The sequence below is a fragment of the Christiangramia pacifica genome (assembly GCF_057221535.1).
In genome coordinates, this window is the sequence record NZ_CM170146.1 from 1,512,243 (window position 1) to 1,532,141 (window position 19,899).

At 39.6% G+C, this 19,899-nt stretch carries 15 protein-coding genes; 11 read left to right on the forward strand and 4 right to left on the reverse strand.

Features of this window, described 5'->3' with window-relative positions; genetic code table 11:
• Window positions 1-72: 72 nt before the first annotated feature.
• The 11 genes from AC2S94_RS06925 to AC2S94_RS06975 all read left to right on the forward strand — a co-directional run bounded on the left by AC2S94_RS06925 (window position 73) and on the right by AC2S94_RS06975 (window position 14,243).
• On the forward strand, window positions 73-465 hold the full coding sequence (locus tag AC2S94_RS06925; protein ID WP_484630741.1) for an HYC_CC_PP family protein: 393 nt from the start codon (window positions 73-75) through the stop codon (window positions 463-465).
• Window positions 466-551: 86 nt separating this feature from the next.
• Window positions 552-4,286 (forward strand): efflux RND transporter permease subunit, encoded by a 3,735-nt coding sequence (locus AC2S94_RS06930; RefSeq protein WP_484630742.1) that lies wholly within the window; start codon window positions 552-554, stop codon window positions 4,284-4,286.
• Window positions 4,283-5,494 (forward strand): TolC family protein, encoded by a 1,212-nt coding sequence (locus tag AC2S94_RS06935; protein WP_484630743.1) that lies wholly within the window; start codon window positions 4,283-4,285, stop codon window positions 5,492-5,494. Before AC2S94_RS06930 ends, AC2S94_RS06935 begins: the two co-directional genes overlap by 4 nt.
• Window positions 5,495-5,496: 2 nt before the next feature.
• A complete protein-coding gene (locus tag AC2S94_RS06940) occupies window positions 5,497-7,188 on the forward strand; it encodes an efflux RND transporter periplasmic adaptor subunit (RefSeq protein WP_484630744.1) in 1,692 nt (563 codons plus the stop codon).
• A 21-nt stretch (window positions 7,189-7,209) separates the two neighbouring features.
• Entirely contained in the window at window positions 7,210-7,698 is a 489-nt protein-coding gene (locus AC2S94_RS06945) for a DUF305 domain-containing protein (protein ID WP_484630745.1), read from the forward strand.
• Window positions 7,698-8,414, forward strand: coding sequence for a PepSY domain-containing protein (locus tag AC2S94_RS06950; RefSeq protein WP_484630746.1), 717 nt, complete (start codon window positions 7,698-7,700; stop codon window positions 8,412-8,414). The genes AC2S94_RS06945 and AC2S94_RS06950 overlap by 1 nt, the downstream gene beginning before the upstream one ends.
• 57 nt (window positions 8,415-8,471) lie before the next feature.
• Window positions 8,472-9,041, forward strand: coding sequence for a DUF3347 domain-containing protein (locus AC2S94_RS06955; RefSeq protein WP_484630747.1), 570 nt, complete (start codon window positions 8,472-8,474; stop codon window positions 9,039-9,041).
• A gap of 78 nt (window positions 9,042-9,119) precedes the next feature.
• The gene (locus AC2S94_RS06960; RefSeq protein ID WP_484630748.1) at window positions 9,120-9,686 is read left to right on the forward strand and encodes a helix-turn-helix domain-containing protein; all 567 of its coding nucleotides are present in this window, start codon (window positions 9,120-9,122) and stop codon (window positions 9,684-9,686) included.
• 94 nt (window positions 9,687-9,780) lie between these two features.
• Window positions 9,781-10,101, forward strand: a complete 321-nt coding sequence (locus AC2S94_RS06965; RefSeq protein WP_484630749.1) for a four-helix bundle copper-binding protein — start codon at window positions 9,781-9,783, stop codon at window positions 10,099-10,101.
• A gap of 158 nt (window positions 10,102-10,259) precedes the next feature.
• Window positions 10,260-13,010, forward strand: a complete 2,751-nt coding sequence (locus AC2S94_RS06970; RefSeq protein ID WP_484630750.1) for a heavy metal translocating P-type ATPase — start codon at window positions 10,260-10,262, stop codon at window positions 13,008-13,010.
• Between the two features lie 9 nt (window positions 13,011-13,019).
• Complete coding sequence (locus AC2S94_RS06975; RefSeq protein ID WP_484630751.1) at window positions 13,020-14,243, forward strand: permease; 1,224 nt, start codon at window positions 13,020-13,022, stop codon at window positions 14,241-14,243.
• 56 nt (window positions 14,244-14,299) lie between these two features.
• Here AC2S94_RS06975 and AC2S94_RS06980 read toward each other — a convergent pair whose 3' ends face one another.
• From AC2S94_RS06980 to lysS, 4 genes are all read right to left on the reverse strand, one after another.
• Entirely contained in the window at window positions 14,300-14,704 is a 405-nt protein-coding gene (locus tag AC2S94_RS06980) for a hypothetical protein (protein ID WP_484630752.1), read from the reverse strand.
• A 105-nt stretch (window positions 14,705-14,809) separates the two neighbouring features.
• Complete coding sequence (locus tag AC2S94_RS06985) at window positions 14,810-15,331, reverse strand: hypothetical protein (protein ID WP_484630753.1); 522 nt, start codon at window positions 15,329-15,331, stop codon at window positions 14,810-14,812.
• Between the two features lie 123 nt (window positions 15,332-15,454).
• A complete protein-coding gene (locus tag AC2S94_RS06990; protein WP_484630754.1) occupies window positions 15,455-17,950 on the reverse strand; it encodes a zinc-dependent metalloprotease in 2,496 nt (831 codons plus the stop codon).
• 200 nt (window positions 17,951-18,150) lie between these two features.
• On the reverse strand, window positions 18,151-19,842 hold the full coding sequence (gene lysS, locus AC2S94_RS06995) for a lysine--tRNA ligase (RefSeq protein WP_484630755.1): 1,692 nt from the start codon (window positions 19,840-19,842) through the stop codon (window positions 18,151-18,153).
• Window positions 19,843-19,899: the final 57 nt, after the last annotated feature.

Genomic DNA, 19,899 nt, shown 5'->3' on the forward strand with positions numbered 1-19,899 from the left:
TTTTGATGTAGGTTTACACTGATATTCAGGTCAAAATATCTGGTAATCAAAAAAAATGTATTTTTGTAGGCAGTGAAAAAAGCTTTTCAACATATTATTTCTTTATGCATGGCCTTTATGGTGATGTTGTCTACAATGTCTTTCACGGTTGATAAGCATTTCTGTGGAAGTCACCTTGTTGATAAGGCCGTATTTTCCAAGGCAAAGAACTGTGGAATGCAAATGTCTGCTAACGCTGAATCTCATTGTTGTACCAATGAAAAGGTATCGGTAGAAGGTCAGGATGAATTAAAGATCTCCTTTGATTCTTTTGATTTTGATCAGCAATTATTTATTACCACATTTACTTTTTCCTATTTAAATCTGTTTGAGAGTTTACCAAAGCAGATCATTCCTTTTAAAGATTATTCACCTCCCTTACTGGTTTCAGACATTCAGCTGGAAGACCAGGTTTTCCTTATTTGATCATTAGAATTAAGATTTTAACCACGCATCTTATGCCGTGGCAACTTGCCTTATACGCTTAATTTCTAATTTTTAATAATGGAATAATGCTGAATAAAAGCATCAAATATTTAATCGAAAACAAACTTATTGCCTTTATTTTACTGGCAGTGCTGGTTGGTTGGGGAATCATGAATTCACCTTTTAACTGGGATACAGGTTTGCTGCCGAATGATCCCGTGGCCGTGGATGCAATTCCCGATATCGGTGAAAATCAACAGATCATTTTTACCGATTGGGCCGGTCGTTCACCACAGGATATTGAAGACCAGATCACCTATCCGTTAACCACGAGTTTACTTGGTATTCCGGGCGTGAAGACAATTCGTAGTTCTTCCATGTTCGGTTTTTCCAGTATCTATATCATTTTTGAAGAAGATGTTGAATTCTACTGGAGCCGAAGTAGAATCCTCGAAAAGCTGAATTCGCTTCCCGATAATCTTTTGCCTGAGGGTGTAAGCCCCACGCTGGGTCCAGATGCGACGGGGCTTGGGCAGATCTTCTGGTATACACTTGAAGGTCGAGATAAATACGGAAATGTGACCGGTGGCTGGGATCTTCAGGAGTTACGAAGTATTCAGGATTATTATGTGAAATATGCACTTTCTGGGGCTAGCGGTGTTTCAGAAGTTGCCAGTATTGGTGGTTATGTTCAGCAATATCAGGTGGATGTAAACCCAGAATTGATGCGTCAATACGGGATTGGTCTGGACCAGGTGGTCATGGCCGTAAAAGAAAGCAATCGCGAGATCGGTGCGCAGACTTTGGAGATCAATCAGGCAGAATACCTGGTACGTGGACTCGGATATGTGAAGTCGGTGGAAGATATAGAAAATGCCGTGGTCACTTCGGAAGATTACACCTCTATTAAAATAAAGGATATCGCCAATGTTTCCATGGGTCCTGCTTCCCGTCGAGGAATCCTGGACAAGGAAGGAGCTGAGGTAGTTGGTGGCGTTGTGGTTGCCCGTTACGGAGCGAACCCATTGGAAGTAATTAATAATGTCAAAGCTGAAATCACCGAAATTAGCTCCGGTCTGCCTTCAAAAACACTTAAAGATGGCACCGAATCCCAGCTTACTATCGTTCCATTCTACGACAGAACAGAGCTGATCCAGGAAACCTTGGGAACCCTAAATGAAGCACTTACCATGGAAATCCTGATCACGATCTTAGTGATCATCATTATGGTTTTCAATTTAAGAGCTTCCATTCTAATTTCAGGTTTGTTACCGGTTGCTGTGCTTATGGTTTTTATTTCCATGAAGATCTTCGGTGTGGCGGCAAATATTGTGGCACTTTCAGGAATTGCGATCGCTATAGGAACCATGGTGGATATGGGGATTATCCTTTCTGAAAATATCATCAGGCATCTGGATATGAAAGATGATAGGCCTATTAATCAGCTGGTGTATGATGCCACTGCTGAAGTTTCCGGAGCGATCTTAACCGCTGTGCTGACCACGATTATCAGTTTTATTCCTGTATTTACGATGGTTGGAGCAGAGGGGAAGCTATTCAGACCATTGGCTTTCACGAAAACCATGGCGCTCACCGCTTCTATTTTAGTCGCACTATTCTTAATTCCGCCAATCGCTGCGATTCTTTTCAAAAAGCGAAACTTCAGAAGAGAGGTTGGCTATATATTTCCTGCAATCCTCATCATATCCGGATTCGCAGCAATGATTTTTGGATACTGGATAGGAATTGCTCTCGTTGCTTTTGGAGTAATAGATCTGCTACTGAAATTTGACAAAATTGATAATACTCAGAGTAAATTGTTCAAGATCATAATTTCAGTGATCACGATCGTATTATTGCTTTCAGTATACTGGAGACCACTTGGACTGCAAAACAGTATTTTCCTAAATCTAGTTTTTGTAGCAGTAATTAGTTTTGGACTTCTCAGCGTATTCTATCTCTTCAAAAAATATTATGTCAGGATCTTAACCTGGACACTGGCGAATAAAGCTCTATTTCTTGCAATTCCGTTAGCTATCATAATTCTTGGGTTTTTTATCATGAAAAATACCGGGAAGGAATTTATGCCTTCCCTTAATGAAGGCTCTTTTCTACTGATGCCAACTTCATTGCCGCATTCCGGCGTAGAAGAAAATAAAAGAGTGTTGCAGCAACTGGATATGGCTGTAGCTAGCCTTCCTGAAATTGAAACTGTTGTTGGGAAGGCCGGACGAACAGAATCTGCATTGGATCCGGCTCCATTGTCTATGTATGAAAATATTATTCAGTATAAAACTGAATATATGGAGAATACAGATGGCGAAAAACAACGGTATCGCGTAAATGAAGATGGATATTTTGTGCTGAAAAATGGAAAGCTTGCTGCAAATCCAAATTCTGATTTGGATAATCAGGAAGAATATCAGGATTCGCTAATCAGTAATCCCTTAAGATTAAATGCTTCCCAATTGATTCCCGATGATGATGGTGAGTATTTCAGAAACTGGCGCCCGGAAATTAAATCTCCGGATGATATCTGGAATGAGATCGCCAGAGTTACAAAACTTCCCGGGGTAACTTCCGCACCAAAACTTCAGCCTATTGAAACCCGTTTGATCATGTTACAAACAGGAATGCGAGCTCCAATGGGAATTAAAGTGCAGGGTCAGGATTTGCAGCAGATACAGGAATTTGGGATGAAGCTTGAAAATATTTTAAAAGAAGCTGAAGGGGTTAAAGACGAAGCGGTGTTTGCAGACCGGATTGTTGGGAAACCTTACCTGCTCATTGATATTCAAAGAGAGAAACTTGCCAGATACGGAATTTCTATAGATGATGTGCAACAGGTCTTGCAGGTGGCTATAGGAGGGATGCAACTTAGCCAGACGGTTGAAGGTCGGGAGCGATATGGAATTCGTGTACGTTACCCGAGAGAGCTTAGAGAAAATCCTCAGGATATTAAGGATATTTATGTTCCGGTGGAAGGTGGAGCACCGGTGCCGCTCGGAGAATTGGTTGAAATCAGGTATGAGCAGGGTCCACAGGTAATCAAAAGTGAAAATACTTTTCTTACCGGGTATGTGTTATTTGACAAGCTTGACGGTTTCGCTGAGGTTAATGTGGTAGAAAATGCCCAGGAGCTTATTCAGCAGAAAATTGATGACGGCGAGTTGACCGTTCCTGCAGGATTAAAATACAGGTTCACTGGAAATTATGAGAATCAGCTTCGAGCGGAAAAAACTCTTTCTCTGGTGGTTCCACTATCATTATTGATCATTTTCTTGATTTTATATTTTCAGTTTAAATCAGTGTCTACTTCTCTGATGGTTTTTGCTGGCATCGCGGTAGCTTTTGGCGGTGGATTTTTGATGATCTGGTTTTATGGACAGGATTGGTTTATGGATTTCAGCCTGTTCGGAGAAAATATCAGGCAATTGTTCCAAATCAAAACCATCAATTTAAGTGTTGCGGTCTGGGTTGGATTTATTGCCTTATTCGGAATTGCTACAGATGATGGTGTGGTAATGGCGACATATTTAACCCAGACCTTCGAAGCGAATGATCCAGATAATAAAAAACAGATCAGGCAATCTGTGATCGAGGCAGGGGAGAAGCGAATAAGGCCATGTTTAATGACCACTGCCACGACCATTCTCGCTTTACTGCCAATCTTAACTTCTACAGGAAGAGGTAGCGACATTATGATCCCAATGGCAATTCCTGCCTTTGGAGGAATGTTGATCGCTTTGATTACCCTTTTCGTAGTGCCGGTATTATTTAGCTGGAGAAAAGAGTCTCAACTTAAAATAAGAAGATCATGAAAAACATAATCTTAATAATATTAATTCTTCCTGTTTTTATACAGGCACAGCAGCTAAGAGAATATCAAAATAGAGCGCTTCAAAACAATCCGGAGATTCAATCTTTGAATTCCTCAGTAGAAATTGCTGAAGAGCGAATCAATGAAGCTAATACTCTTGGCGATACTGAATTTGGTCTTGGATATTTTGTTAGCGAACCAGAAACCCGAACAGGTGCCCAAAAATTCAGAGTTTCGGTTAGGCAAATGATGCCTTGGTTCGGGACTATAGAATCCCGAAAAGAGTATGCGGGGTCTATGGTTAGCGTGGAAGAAGCTAATCTTGAGATTGCGAAAAGAAATCTGGAATTGAATGTTTCACAGGTTTATTTTGATCTCTATGAGTTGGAAGAAAAGCTGGGAATCCTTCAGCAGAATATCGACCTTCTGGAAGTTTACAGGACCATGGCTTTAAATTCTATTGAAGTGGGGAAAGCTTCAGCAGTTGAAGTCTTGAGACTGAAAATGAAACAGAATGATCTGGAAGAAAAGATGGAAATGATAAAACTTCAGCAGGACGCCTTAAAGATCAGCTTTAATAGATTATTGAACGAAGACGCTGTAAACGTGGAAGTTCAGGATACCTTGATAATTCCAGTTCAAAAGACAAAAGACATTGATCTGGCTTTACATCCTGAGTTGCGACGCTTTGATAAGTTCGCTGAAAGTATTGCAAGTTCAGAAAAATTAAATCAGCAGGAAGCTGCTCCAAAAGTGGGATTTGGATTGGATTATGTAAGCGTTCAGGAAAGAACCGATATGGATTTTTCAGATAATGGCAAAGATATTTTCATGCCGATGGTCTCTTTTTCGGTGCCGATCTTTAATAATAAATACCGCTCGGTAAGCAGGCAGAACGAATTAAAACAGGAACAGATTTCCTTCGACCGCGATGCGACTTTAAATGACCTTCAAAGTAGATTAAGTGAAGCTATTAACGAAAGAGCTTCCGCCAGGATAAAATTTGAAACTCAGGAAAAAAACCTGGAGCAGGCCAGTGATGCTGAAGAATTGCTCTTGAAACAATACGAAACCGGCACCATCGATTTTGATGATGTGCTGGATATTCAGGAAATACAATTAGATATACAGATGAAACTTATCGAGGCGGTAACCACCTGGTTCAAGCAAGACGCTGTGGTGAATTACCTAACCGTTAATACGCAATAAAGATGAAAAAATTTATAATCTATTTAATGTTGATCATTGCCGGCTTAGTGTTGGGGTATATTATTTTTAATGATTCTTCAGATTCAGAAGATCATGATCATCAACAAGCCGATGCGGAACAAATGTGGACCTGTTCCATGCATCCACAGATCATGCAGCCGGAACCGGGAGATTGTCCCATCTGTGGTATGGACCTGATTCCTGCTGATGCTTCCGCAGACGGTTTAGGAGCAGATCAATTTAGCATGACAGAAAATGCCATGAAACTGGCTAATATTGAGACTAGTGTGGTAGGAGAGGGAAGCGGACTTGAAGGAGATATGATGCTTTCCGGAAAACTGGAAGTAAACGAGGATGAAAAGGCAGCGATGCCGGCGCATTTTAACGGCAGAATTGAAAAACTGTATGTGAATACGGTAGGAGATAAGGTACGTGCCGGTCAGGTTATTGCGAATGTATATTCTCCGGAGCTGGTTGCCGCACAACAGGAATTGATCACAGCAGCTAAACTTAAGAGTTCTCAACCGCAGTTGTATCAAGCTGTACGGAACAAGTTTAAGAACTGGAAGATTAGTGAGGCTATGCTGAATGAAATTGAAAATTCCGGAAACGTAAAAACTTCCATTCCAATTTATTCTCACGTTAATGGAACGGTTACAGAGATCATGGTAGAGGAAGGTTCTCACATAAATGACGGAATGCCTATCCTAAAAGTTTCTAATCTGAATTCTGTCTGGGCAGTTTTTGATGCCTATGAATCTCAGATCTCGAATTTGGAGGAAGGTCAGACGATGGATATTTCAGTAAATGCTCTCCCGAATGAAAATTTCAGTGGAAAGATCTCATTTATTGATCCTTTGCTGGATAATAATTCAAGAACGGTGGAAGTACGCGTGGTTCTCAATAATCGGAATAACAAATTAAAACCAGGAATGTTCGTAAAGGCTAAAGTTGAAAATGCTGAAAGTTCAACTCAGGAAAGTCTGGAAATCCCAAGGAGTGCCGTAATGTGGACTGGAGAGCGTTCCCTCGTTTATGTGAAAACCAAGGAAGATCATCCTGTTTTTGAGATGCGGGAAGTGAAGCTGGGAAATTCGAGCGGTGAAACTTACCAGGTGATAGAAGGTCTTTCAGCTGGTGAAGAAATTGTGACTAACGGTACCTTTACGGTAGATGCCGCGGCACAATTGCAGGGGAAAAAGTCAATGATGAACAATACTTCTTCAAAAACTTCTGAATTGACGATGGATATGAAACTTTCAGCAACATTTCAGGAGGATTTAAAAAGAATATTGCAAGGCTATTTCAAATTGAAAGATGCTTTGGTTGCTTCAGATGAAGAAAAAACTTCAGAAATTGCTTCTGAATTGCAGAAAAAATCGGAAGAACTGGATGCAGGCAGTTCCGCAAAAATGGTTCAATCTCATTTAGATAAAATCAACGAGATGCTGGCGAAGATTTCCAATAGTAAAAGCCTGGAAAGTCAGCGAGAAAATTTCAGGATCTTATCACAACAGATGATCGCGATCGCAGGAAGTATTGATGATCTTGATAAAACTATTTACATACAGCATTGCCCGATGGCGAATAATAATAAAGGCGCCGATTGGCTTAGCCTATCTTCAGAGGTTAGAAATCCTTATTATGGGGAGGCCATGCTAACCTGCGGTGAAGTAACTTCTGAACTTAAATAATTAACCAATAATATCAATAAAATGAATTCCAAAGACAACGAAATGCACAAAAGCGGAAATAATTATAACCGGTTTTTTCTAATGTTGGGGCTGTCTTTTATGGCAATGTATATCACCATGTATTTCAATACCTATGAGATTGATCATGTTTATTTTAGCCTTACACGATTTTATATGACCTGCCTGGGAATTTCAACAATGGCCGTAATTATGCTATCGCTGATGCTTAAAATGTATAGAAACAAAAAGAAAAATATCGCGATTTATGTGGGTAGCCTTGTGCTATTTCTAGGAGCACTGGGATTGGTCAGAGCACAGGCACCTATTGTAGACGATGTTCTTTACATGAAGGCGATGATTCCGCACCATTCCATAGCAATTCTAACCAGTAAAAGAGCGGAAATTGATGATCCCGAAGTGAAAGAACTTGCAGAGGGAATCATTAAAGCACAGGAGAAAGAGATCGCAGAAATGAAGAAATTAATCGACAAACTGGAGAAAGAGCAATAATGGTTAAAAGAAAAACTGCTTTAAATATTAGAAAAGCTCACAGGTATCTCGGAATATTTATTGGGATACAATTTATAATGTGGACGGTGAGCGGATTGTATTTTAGCTGGACAGATCTTGATGAGATTCATGGAGATCACTTTAAAAAGGAAAAACCAATACATTCGGCTTTTTCAGAACTTAGGAGTCCGACAGACCTGGATCCAGATTTAAAAGTAACTTCGGTAAAACTTCAGGAAATTTCAGGAGAGCCTTATTACTATATCAACGATGAGGTCCTGATGGATGCCCGGTCTGGAGAAAAAATAAAAGAGATCAATAAAAAACAGGCGCTGGATATCGCTTCCAGATATATGAAAAATGATCTTGAAGTTTCAGGCATTGAAAGGATCACAGAAACTGGAAAGCATCATGAATACCGGGAAAGACTACTTCCGGCATATGTGATTTCCTATAAAACCGATGAAAATCTTAAGGCTTACGTGGGCGCATTAACCGGAAATTTCAATACTGTGCGTCATCGGGAATGGCGCTGGTTCGATTTTTTATGGATGACCCATACCATGGATTACGAGGGAAGAGACGATTTTAATAATTTGTTGCTACGAGCATTTTCCCTGTTAGGACTTATCACGGTTTTAAGCGGATTTCTTCTTTGGTATATTTCTTCACCTACAGTGAGAAAGATCCTGAAGCCGGTGAAAAAGAAAAAGTAGCGATTGTTAATTTGAGAAATATAAAACGTCAAATATAAATACCTAATAATTAGAAATATGAAAATGAAAGTAAGAAGTTTAATCACCATGAGTTTAATATCAGGGAGTTTAGTTTTAACCTCATGTGGTGACCAAAAAAAGGAGAATAATGATCAGGTTTCTGAAGAGAAACATGAAATGAATGATCATTCTGAAGAAATGAAAGCAGACAAAGTTTCGGAAGAAGCTAATGCTGAGTTCAAGGATCAGAATGTAACTCAGGCTTATGAAGAATACCTTTCAGTTAAAGATGCGTTGGTTGGAACTGATGCAGCCGCGGCGGGTAAGGCTGCTCAAAACCTTCAGAAGACCCTGGCGGAAGCTAAGCCGGAGATCGCCGAAATTGCAGGTAAACTTGCAGATACTGAAGATGTAAATGCTCAAAGAGAAGTATTTTCAGAATTAACAGCAGCGATGGAACCGGTACTTAAAGATGCGATCTCTTCTGGAAAGATCTATAAGCAATTCTGCCCGATGGCATTTGAAGGGAAAGGGGATTACTGGTATTCTTCTTCAGAAGAGATCAGGAATCCGTATTTCGGGGACAAAATGTTGAAGTGCGGGAGAGTTGATGAAACTATCATGTAATAAGCATTTTAATATCAGGCTGGAGCAGTTCAGCCTGATATTTTATAAATTTAATAGCGAATCCAACCAGAAATCGATTTGGAAGAACATAAAATCAATATCAGGAATGTTGTCTGCCAGCGTTGTATCATGACGGTGGAGGGAATTTTCAACAGGCTAGATATACCCTTTTCTGAAGTGAGTCTGGGTGAGGCGGTGCTTGAGAGAAAAATTAGCAGTATCGAGAAACATCAAATTCAGAAAGAGTTTGAAAAAGTTGGCTTTGAAATCATCCAGGATCGCAATGAACGCCTTATCAACAACATTAAATCTGTGATTATTGAGGAAGTTTATTCTGATGATCCTTCCAATCAGAAACTATCCAGTCTGCTCAGTAAGGAACTGAATTACGATTACAGTCATATCACACATATTTTTACTGAAAATGAAGGCCAAAGCATTCAGAAATTTTATAATGCGGTGCGTATTGAAAGGGTAAAGGAATTGCTTAATTATGATGATTGGAGTATTGCCATGATCGCAGATAATTTGGGATATTCTACTCCAGCATATTTATCTACTTCTTTCAGAAAAGCTACCGGGTTCACTCCTTCAGAATACAAAAATCTTCACATAAAGGACAGAAAAAGACTTGATTCTGTTTAAGTAATCTTAAAACTGAAAGAAGTTAGCATAATTTTAAAACCGCAAGGCTCAACTCTTGACTAAATTAGAGGGAAACCAATAAAATCAATTAGTTATGAGAAATGAGAAACTGATCAGCGCACTTGGAAATTGCATAAACCATTGTAATTATTGTGCCGATGCATGTCTGGATGAAGACAATGTGAAAATGATGAAAGATTGTATTAGAACCGATCGTGTTTGCGCAGAAGTCTGCTCTACGTTAAACCAGGTTCTTGCCACTAATTATAAAGACGTACAAGGCTTGGTTGATTATTGTAAAAAAGTTTGCCAGGCCTGTGCCGATGAATGTGGAAAGCATGATCATCAACATTGTAAAGACTGTGCGGAAGCCTGTAGAGAATGTGTAAAAGCATGTGAGGCTTACGTCGCATAAAACTAAAAACTGCCTGAATCGAATTTCAGGCAGTTCTTTTTTGACTAAATTTAAATTGAAAGTATTCTGCCTGATTTCGAAACTCTTCTATTTCGAACTGTCGTATTTTAGTAGTGCAAACATCCCTTAAATTCTAGAGGGATCATCATTCATAAAAAATGAAACATACATATAAGATCACCGGAATGAGCTGTAATGGCTGTAAAACTCATGTAGAAAAATCCCTGAGTAAAGTGGAAGGTGTTCAGCAGGTAGATGTGAATCTGCAGGAAGGTTCGGCAGAAATAGAGATGGAAAAGCATATTCCATTAGATAAATTCGAAAAAGCACTGGTAGAAGGAGGTGGGAATTATCATATCATGATGCCAGATAATACTGGTCATAAGTCTGATAAGCCGATGACCCATACCTACAAGTTGACCGGGATGACCTGTAATGGTTGCAGGTCTCATGTGGAAAATGCATTAAATGAGGTTGATGGTGTGATCAATGCTTCAGTGAATCTCGAAAAAGCGGAAGCAGAGATAAGCATGAAGCATCACATAAATGTTGAAAAGTTTGAAGAGGCTTTGCAAAAAAATGGGGGAAATTACCACATTATGATGCCGGGAGAAGAACCGCGTAAGCATCATAAAACATCTGATAAAAAATCTAAATCTAAAACTGAAAAAGGAACCGGAACCTGGTATTGTCCCATGCATTGCGAAGGAGATAAAACCTATGATAAACCCGGAGACTGCCCGGTCTGTGGAATGGATCTGGTTGAGGAAGTAAGTGCCGCTCCGCAAACTACTCAATACACCTGCCCGATGCATCCAGACGTTGTTAAGGATGAACCTGGAGATTGTCCCATCTGCGGAATGGATCTCGTTCCCAAAGAACCGGAAGCCTCGGCAGAAGAAAAAGGCTATAAGAAACTACTTAAAAAATTCTGGATTGCGGTCGCATTTACCTTACCCATCTTTCTCATTGCGATGTCTGAAATGATTCCGGATAATCCTCTTTATAAGCTTGTCGATATGAAGGTCTGGAACTGGATACAATTCGGACTTTCCTTACCGGTGGTTTTTTATGCCACCTGGATGTTCTTTGAAAGAGCGTGGCGATCTGTAAAAACCTGGAACCTGAATATGTTTACTTTGATCGGGATTGGAGCCGGAGTAGCTTGGGTTTTCAGTGTTTTCGGACTTTTATTTCCCGACTTTTTTCCTGCGCAATTCAAAACTGAAATGGGAACCGTGCACGTCTATTTTGAAGCTGCCACGGTGATCCTGACACTTGTTCTAATGGGTCAGGTTTTGGAAGCAAGAGCTCATAGTAGAACCAATTCTGCAATCAAGGAATTACTGAAATTAGCTCCAAATACAGCCGTTAGAGTAATTGATGGAAAGGAAGAAACAATATCTGTAGATAAAATTCAGCAAGGTGATATTTTAAGAGTAAAACCCGGAGATAAAATTCCGGTTGACGGTAAGATCGAAAAAGGTAAATCCAGTATTGATGAGTCCATGATCACGGGTGAACCAATTCCGGTAGATAAAAAGGAAGGAGATAATGTTAGTTCCGGGACTATCAACGGGAACCAGAGCTTTACCATGACCGCTGAAAAAGTTGGCGACGAAACTCTGCTGGCCCAGATCATCAAAATGGTAAATGAAGCGAGTCGTTCCCAGGCTCCAATTCAAAAACTGGCAGATAGGATCTCGGCTTATTTTGTACCGATCGTGGTAGTAATTTCCGTGATTACCTTTATTATCTGGGCAATCTACGGTCCCGAACCATCTTACGTTTATGCATTGGTAAATGCAATTGCCGTATTGATCATTGCCTGCCCATGCGCACTGGGATTGGCTACGCCAATGTCTGTAATGGTGGGAGTTGGAAAAGGAGCGAAAAATGGTGTTTTGATCAAGAATGCTCGCGCCCTGGAAGAAATGAACCAGATCGATACCCTGATTATTGATAAGACCGGAACGATCACTGAAGGGAAACCTTCCGTGGAAAAAGTAGTTTCTGTCACTTCAGAATATTCTGAAAATGAGATCGCACGTTTGATCGCTTCGGTGAATGCACAGAGTGAGCATCCGCTGGCAACTGCAACCGTAAATTATGCCAAAGAAGCTAATATCGAACATGGCGAAGCTTCAGGATTTAATGCCGTAACCGGGAAAGGTGTAGAGGCTGAATTCGAAGGAAAAAAACTGGCTTTGGGTAACGATAAATTGATGCAGGCTGATCATATTGAAATTTCAGAAAACACCTTGAAAAAAGTTTCTGCAGAACAGGAAAAGGGTAAAACTGTCTCATACTTATCGGTTGATAACAAAGTTGTTGGATTCGTAACGATTTCAGATAAGATCAAAAAAACGAGTTTGGCCGCTTTACAGGAATTACAGAAAGAAGGGATCAAAGTGGTCATGTTAACTGGTGATAATGAAAAAACAGCTGCTGCTGTAGCCAAAGAATTGAATCTAACCGATTTTAAGGCGGAAATGGTTCCGCAGAATAAAATGGATGAGGTCAAGCGGCTTCAAAATGAGGGTAGGAAAGTTGCGATGGCTGGTGACGGGATCAATGATGCGCCCGCGCTTGCTCAGGCTAATATTGGGATCGCCATGGGAACCGGGACCGATGTCGCTATTGAAAGTGCTGAGGTCACTCTGGTAAAGGGTGATCTTAAAGGTGTGCTGAAAGCTATAAAACTGAGCGAAAAAGTAATGCGAAATATCAAGGAAAATCTATTTTTTGCCCTCATCTATAATAGCATTGGAGTGCCAATTGCCGCGGGAATTCTATATCCTTTTTTCGGGATTCTATTATCGCCAATGATCGCCGCGCTAGCCATGAGCTTTAGTTCAGTATCGGTGATAACAAATGCCTTGAGATTGAGAGCCGCAAAACTAACCTAAAATTAAATTATGCAGGATTTTTTAAGTAAATGGGGCGAAGCCGCCTACACGACCTCAGGATTTTTCTGGATGGCCTTATGGGCATTTGCCCTGGGTTATGTAATTAGCAGCTGTATCCAGGTTTTTGTGACTGAAAAAAAGATGCAGGAAACTATGGGAAAAGAAGAATCTAAAGGATTGCTTTTAGGAATTTTTTTTGGATTCATAAGCAGTTCTTGCAGTTTTGCAGCGCTGGCATCTACTAAAAGCCTCTTTAAGAAAGGCGCGAGTTTTGTCTCTTCCATCGCTTTTCTCCTGGCGTCGACCAATCTGGTTATAGAATTGGGAATTATCATTTCGATCTTCCTCGGGTGGCAGTTTGTTGTAGGAGAATATCTTGGAGGAATTATTCTGATTTTGATCAGTTGGTTATTGATTAGAATTATCAATCCTAAAAAGCTGATCAAAAAAGCCAGGGAACGACTGGATAGCGAAGATGATGATAGCGATGCTTCAGATAAATCCTGGAAGAAAAAGATAGAATCTGAAACCAGTTGGGCCAAAGTTTCCCAGCAATACGGGATGGAGTGGAAGATGGTCTGGAAGGATGTGACCGTTGGATTTACCATTGCTGGGATCGTGGCAGCTTTTGTACCTGACTCTTTCTTTCAAACTTTATTTATTAATAGTGGACAGGGCACTACCGATTTCAGCTTTTTCACGATTCTGGAACATATTATCGTGGGTCCGGTTGCTGCTTTTCTAACCTTCATTGGCTCTATGGGGAATATTCCGCTGGCAGCTTTACTTTTTGGGAAAGGAGTAAGTTTTGCCGGAGTAATGGCCTTTATTTTCAGTGACCTGGTGGTTTTTCCAATTTTAAGGATCAACGCGAAATATTACGGCTGGAAAATGAGCTTTTTTATCCTGTTCCTGTTATTCGCTTCTCTAATTGGAGCGTCACTGCTGTTGCATTACGGATTCGATTTGTTCAATTTATTGCCAGACCCTTCTTCGGTCAAAATTCAGGATTCGGAATATTTTAAAATTGATTATACTTTCTGGCTGAATATGGCTTTTTTGGCTATCTCCGGATATTTGATCTACCTCGGGTTCTTTAAGCGAAAGGATGTGATGTTCATGAAAGAAATGGCGCCGAAAAGTGAGCTGCTGGAAAAAGTTTTAAAATACCTCGCGCTCATTTGTTATTTATGGCTTGCCGGCGGACTCATCGTGAAGTTCTTTGTAAATTAAAAAAGGAACCCGCAAAGGTTCCTTTCAAGCTAACAAACAATTAAAAAATCCAAATTCTAATTTTTTCTTTCTCTCATTGGGGCTCGTCTTCCTTTTTTTCTTTTCTCCTGAAGTTGCTCCCATTTTAAATATTGCTCTTCGGTAAGGATCTCGCGCAATTCTTCCTTTTGCTCTTGATTCATTTCCATACGCTCTTTTCGCAATTCTGCTTTTTCCTCCCGGTCTGCCTGTTTATTTTTATCGATCTCTTCTTTCAATTCTTTATTTGCTTCAATTCTTTTTGCAAATAACTTTTTCAGTTTTTCTTCCTGCTCTGCATTCAAATCTAACTGCATTACCAACCTTTTTGCTCTAAGAGTTGCCATTTCATCCTGAGACATTTCAGCTCTGGCAGTAGCTCTATCCTGCGCAAATACTGTGACTCCAATAAAAAGGAATACTACGGTAATCAACTTTTTCATAATATGAATGTTTAAGTTTCTGATTGTTTGACTTTTAAAATTAAAAAAGGTTTAAAAACTAAAACAGGACTTTTGGTCCTGTTTTGAGAAATTCTAAATTTCAGACTAATAATCGTCTGAATCTCTTTCATTTTTATCCTTGTCTTTTCCTTTGTTCTTTACTTTATTTTTTCCTTTTGCTTTATAGCTATCTTTATTTTTCATTTTCTCCCCTTGCATTTTCATTTCTCGCTTATGCATAGGTTCCCAATCTTGATATTGTTCAGGGGAAAGTATCTCTCTCATTTCTTCTTGGAAGTCGCTCTGGATTTTCATCTTTTCCTGCTTCTTCTCCTCATTATAACTTCCCATATTGCCTCCTTCGCTCATCATAGCAGCCATCATTTCTTTCTGCCTTTCCAGTCTTTTCATCTGAGCCTCCCTAATCTCTTCCTTTTGTTCCAGACTTAGATTCAGCCTTGTGGTCATTTTGTCGGCATACATCATTGCGTGAGCTTCACTATCAATATGCTCTTTACTCATTTTATGAGTTTTAGAATGCTTAGGCATTTTATCCTTTTCATTCCCTTGAGCCAACGCTCCAAGAGAAATAAAAGCTACGATCATTATTAAGCTTATCTTCTTCATCACTTTGATTTTTAAAGTTGTTCTATTAAAATTAAAGCTTGAAGAGTTAAGTAGATAATGCTTTAACAAAAAAAAGCTACCGTTTTAACAACGATAGCTTTTAATCCTATTGTATTATAATTTTTAATTTACCGGATTGAGAATCAGGTCAATTCTTTTTAATACATCCTGTAAATGATACCTTGTTAAAGTGTCTCCAGAACTATACTGTGAATTCTTAAGCTGACGCTCAAGTGATTTTAATTCACCACGTACAACCGGTCTAATATCACTTTGGGAAACGTTTACGTTACTTCTTGTAACCCAGTCTCTCCATCTTGCAGGAATTTCATCCTGCTCCTCATTCATCAAGTGCTCCATTCTTTCAATATAGGCACGTTGAAGGTTTCTGCGGTATCTGTCTATTTTCTTTCCTGAATAAGCTTCACTCCAGATACCTTTTCTCAGGTCGGTCATCATATCAAGAAGAGAATAAGCTTCATTACCATTGATCTCTTCATTTTCCATCAATCTGGCCATTCTACCAAAATCAAGGATATCATTCAGAGCTCTTTGTTGCATATTTCTGATACGCTCAATATTTCCGTCGAATTCAATCTTATTGAAAATATCCTGGTTGATCAGCCATTCCGGAGTATCAAATAATTGCTCCTGTAAAAAGCTCATCGCTCTTTCTTGCGTTTCCTTATCTACATGAGTGTAAACAGCGCCTTCCTGGTCGTAAGTTTTGTAATATTCGTAAACTCCACCAATATTGGCCGCAACGTGTCCCATATATCTGTTGTACTGTGCAAGCACCTGGCCGTACAGGTCATCAAGATCTTCATAATCTTTACCGTCTTCAGCAGTCCATTCGATAAGTTTAGGTACAATTCTCTTCAGGTTTTTAATTCCATATTCACTGGCAAGCATCGCATCATCTCCAAGATCTTCGGTTTGAGAACTTGGGTCTATTACTCCACTTTGCTGTCTTCCGAATCTATATTTTGGATCTCCCGCATGTTCCAGGATCCATTCGTCAAGAATTTCCTTTTCTTCCATTCCTTCTTTCTCAGGAATTGGACGGTAACCCCATTCAATAGCATATTTATCATATGGTCCAATTTCAGGCATTAAAGCTACATCACCGTCTTCTGGCTGAGCGATATAGTTGAAACGAGCATAGTCCATAATAGATGGCGCGGTACCAAATTCTTTAGTGAATTCAGGATCTCTTAGATCTTCCACGGCATAAGCAACACTACTTCCCATATTGTGTGGCAGACCTAAAGTATGGCCAACCTCGTGAGAAGAAACAAAGCGAATCAATCTTCCCATCACTTCATCTTTGAATGCAACTCCCTGAGCATCTTCATTGATCGCTGCAGTTTGCACAAAGAACCAGTTTCTAAGAAGCGTCATTACATTATGATACCAGTTGATATCAGATTCCAGGATCTCTCCTGAACGTGGATCACTTACGTGAGGTCCGTTTGCATTTGGAATTGGAGAAGCAAGATATCTAACTACAGAATATCTTACATCTTCGGGGCTCCAGTCTGGATCTTCTTCTGGAGTTGGAGCATCTTTTGCAATAATGGCGTTTTTGAAACCAGCGGCTTCAAAAGCTACCTGCCAATCTTCAATTCCTTGTTTGATGTAAGGTACCCATTGCTCTGGAGTGGCACGGTCTATATAGTAAACGATAGGTTCTTTTGGTTCTACCAGTTCACCATTTTTAAACTTTTCCATGTCCTCATCCTTCACTTCAAGTCTCCATCTGTCAAGGTATTCAATAGTTTTACTTTTTTGGGCAGCAAGACCATAATCGGTTTGTTCTGTAGTAAACCATCCTACACGCTCGTCAAAATATCTTCTTTCCATAGGAACCTTCGGAAGAAGTATCATAGAATTGCTGAATTCCATAGAAATTGAACCGGTGCTTTCATTGGAAGGCGGCTCACCTGCGTTGTAAGTTTTAATATGTCTTATTTCGATGTTTTCAGGATAACTTCTAATCGTATCTATAAAAGAACGACTTTCATCCAGCCTCGAAACTTTATATTGTTTTCTTGTTCTATCCTGCATTCCCAGTGCCTGAACATCCTTTGTGTAAAGATCTGTTACATCGATCACCGTTGTTTTGCTGATAGAATCTTTTCCAATAGTCTGAATATCAAATGACTGAATGATAGGTTCAAAATTTGAATTTACCACAGCCTCATGAACAGGAAGAGAATCATTGGCATAGATATCATAAGAAACTACTCTAAGCAGAACTTTATTTCCTTTTTTCTGCCAGCGATGTACCTGCGTATTTTGCTTTCCACCGCCAAAACCAATTCCGCTTGCAGTTTTTGCGATACGGGTAACGGTTAGCATTTCACGATTGAAAAGGCTGTCTGGAATTTCGTAGAAATATTTCTCATCAACTTTATGAACGGTAAACAAACCTTCGTCTGATTTAGCGTCTTTAGTGATGACCTTGGCGTAGGGTTTTAGGTCTCCATCTTTTTTGTCTCCTTTTTCTTCGGTCTGAGCGGTTTCAGATTTTTTGCTGGAAGGCTGAAATACCGCACAACCTGATACAGACAAAGAAAGTGCTACAAGCATGAGCCTGAGACTTTGTTTTTTGATCATAGAAAAGTAATTATTTGGTTAATATGTTAAAATTTGAAAACAGTGTTTCTCCTCAAATGAGAATGAACTGCCTATTAGGTAATGGTTTGACTGCAATTTAACCGAATGGTTTAAAATTCAAATGTTAAAACCTGGAAATCTATTCTGAAATAAAAAAGCCCTGTATTTCTACAGGGCTTTTCAATGAAATATGATAAAAGTTATGAGATTTTCATGCTCAATACTTCTCCTTCTTTAAAAACATCTATCATTTTGTGTTTTCTAAGGCCTTTTACCGCCTTATCCCATTTTTTATTACTTAATCCAGACTGGTCTTTGATGGTATCAAGTTCATGAACTTCATCGTTTTTAAGAAGTTTGTAAACTGCTTTTTCTTCATCGGTCAATTCTACCTGTTTTTTTTCAGGTTTCATTTGCGGGAAGAACAATACTTCCTGGATAGATTGTTTATTAGTTAAGAACATGATTAACCTGTCCATCCCGATTCCAAGACCCGATGTTGGAGGCATTCCGTATTCTAAAGCTCTTAGGAAATCGTTATCAATAAACATTGCTTCATCATCACCTTTTTCTGAAAGTTTCAGTTGTTCCTCAAATCGCTCACGCTGATCCAAAGGATCATTCAGCTCAGAATATGCATTGGCGATCTCTTTTCCGCAAACCATAAGTTCAAATCGTTCGGTAAGCTCAGGATTATCCCGGTGTTCCTTACATAACGGACTCATTTCTTTCGGATAATCTGTAATAAAGGTTGGTTGTATAAAGTTTCCTTCACATTTTTCACCAAAGATCTCATCAATCAATTTTCCTTTACCCATGGTTTCATCAACTTCGATGCCCATGCCTTTTGCAGCTTCATAAAGTTCTTTTTCAGATTTCCCGGTTATATTGAAACCAGTAAATTCTTTAATAGCATCGGTCATGCTCAAACGCTTGTATGGCGCTTTAAAATCGATCTTGTGTTCACCAAAAGTAGCTTCGGTGGTTCCATTCACGGCTTTGGCGCAATGTTCCAGCAGTTGCTCGGTAAACTCCATCATCCAATTGTAGTCTTTGTAGGCTACATAGATTTCCATCGCGGTAAACTCCGGGTTATGCGTTCTATCCATTCCTTCATTTCTGAAGTTTTTTGAGAATTCATAAACTCCGTCAAATCCACCTACAATCAGTCTTTTCAAATAAAGTTCGTTGGCAATTCTAAGGTAAAGAGGAATATCCAGCGCGTTATGATGCGTTACGAATGGTCTGGCTGCAGCTCCACCCGGAATAGATTGAAGAATTGGAGTTTCCACTTCAAAATATTCTCTTTCATTAAAGAAGTTTCGCATGGCATTGAATAGCTTTGTTCTTTTCACGAAGATCTCTTTAACCTTTGGGTTCACGGCAAGATCAGCATAACGTTGGCGATATCTCTGCTCCGGGTCATTAAACCCGTCGTAGGTATTTCCTTCTTTGTCTGTTTTTGGAAGTGGAAGCGGTCTAAGCGCTTTGCTTAAAAGGTGGAAATCCTTTACCATTACGGTCATTTCTCCAACCTGGGTTTTGAATAATTCCCCTTCAATCCCGATGAAATCACCTATATCAAGTAGTTTCTTGTAAAAATCATTGTATTTAGATTTGTCTTCACCGGTACAAATTTCATCTCTGTTGAAGTACACCTGGATTTTGCCTTTGGAATCCTGAAGTTCAGCAAAAGATGCTTTTCCCTGGATTCTTCTGGACATCAACCTACCGGCGATCACCACTTTTTTACCTTCTTCAAAATTTCCCTTAATATCCACGGTAGTATGGTCTACCGGAAATAGATCGGCAGGATATGGATTAATGCCGGCTTTTCTTATGGCCGTTAATTTCTCTCTTCTAATCTGTTCCTGTTCTGATAACTGCTGCATATAATTTTTTTTATGCATTCAACAAAAATGCGGATGCAAATATAGTGACTATCAGGC

Coding starts and splice junctions, on each gene's coding strand:
- AC2S94_RS06935 (WP_484630743.1), top strand. CDS start 4,283: ATGAAAAACATAATCTTAATAATATTAATTCTTCCTGTTTTTATACAG.
- AC2S94_RS06965 (WP_484630749.1), top strand. CDS start 9,781: ATGAGAAATGAGAAACTGATCAGCGCACTTGGAAATTGCATAAACCAT.
- AC2S94_RS06945 (WP_484630745.1), top strand. CDS start 7,210: ATGAATTCCAAAGACAACGAAATGCACAAAAGCGGAAATAATTATAAC.
- AC2S94_RS06950 (WP_484630746.1), top strand. CDS start 7,698: ATGGTTAAAAGAAAAACTGCTTTAAATATTAGAAAAGCTCACAGGTAT.
- AC2S94_RS06970 (WP_484630750.1), top strand. CDS start 10,260: ATGAAACATACATATAAGATCACCGGAATGAGCTGTAATGGCTGTAAA.
- AC2S94_RS06955 (WP_484630747.1), top strand. CDS start 8,472: ATGAAAATGAAAGTAAGAAGTTTAATCACCATGAGTTTAATATCAGGG.
- lysS (WP_484630755.1), bottom strand. CDS start 19,842: ATGCAGCAGTTATCAGAACAGGAACAGATTAGAAGAGAGAAATTAACG.
- AC2S94_RS06940 (WP_484630744.1), top strand. CDS start 5,497: ATGAAAAAATTTATAATCTATTTAATGTTGATCATTGCCGGCTTAGTG.
- AC2S94_RS06985 (WP_484630753.1), bottom strand. CDS start 15,331: ATGAAGAAGATAAGCTTAATAATGATCGTAGCTTTTATTTCTCTTGGA.
- AC2S94_RS06975 (WP_484630751.1), top strand. CDS start 13,020: ATGCAGGATTTTTTAAGTAAATGGGGCGAAGCCGCCTACACGACCTCA.
- AC2S94_RS06980 (WP_484630752.1), bottom strand. CDS start 14,704: ATGAAAAAGTTGATTACCGTAGTATTCCTTTTTATTGGAGTCACAGTA.
- AC2S94_RS06930 (WP_484630742.1), top strand. CDS start 552: ATGCTGAATAAAAGCATCAAATATTTAATCGAAAACAAACTTATTGCC.
- AC2S94_RS06990 (WP_484630754.1), bottom strand. CDS start 17,950: ATGATCAAAAAACAAAGTCTCAGGCTCATGCTTGTAGCACTTTCTTTG.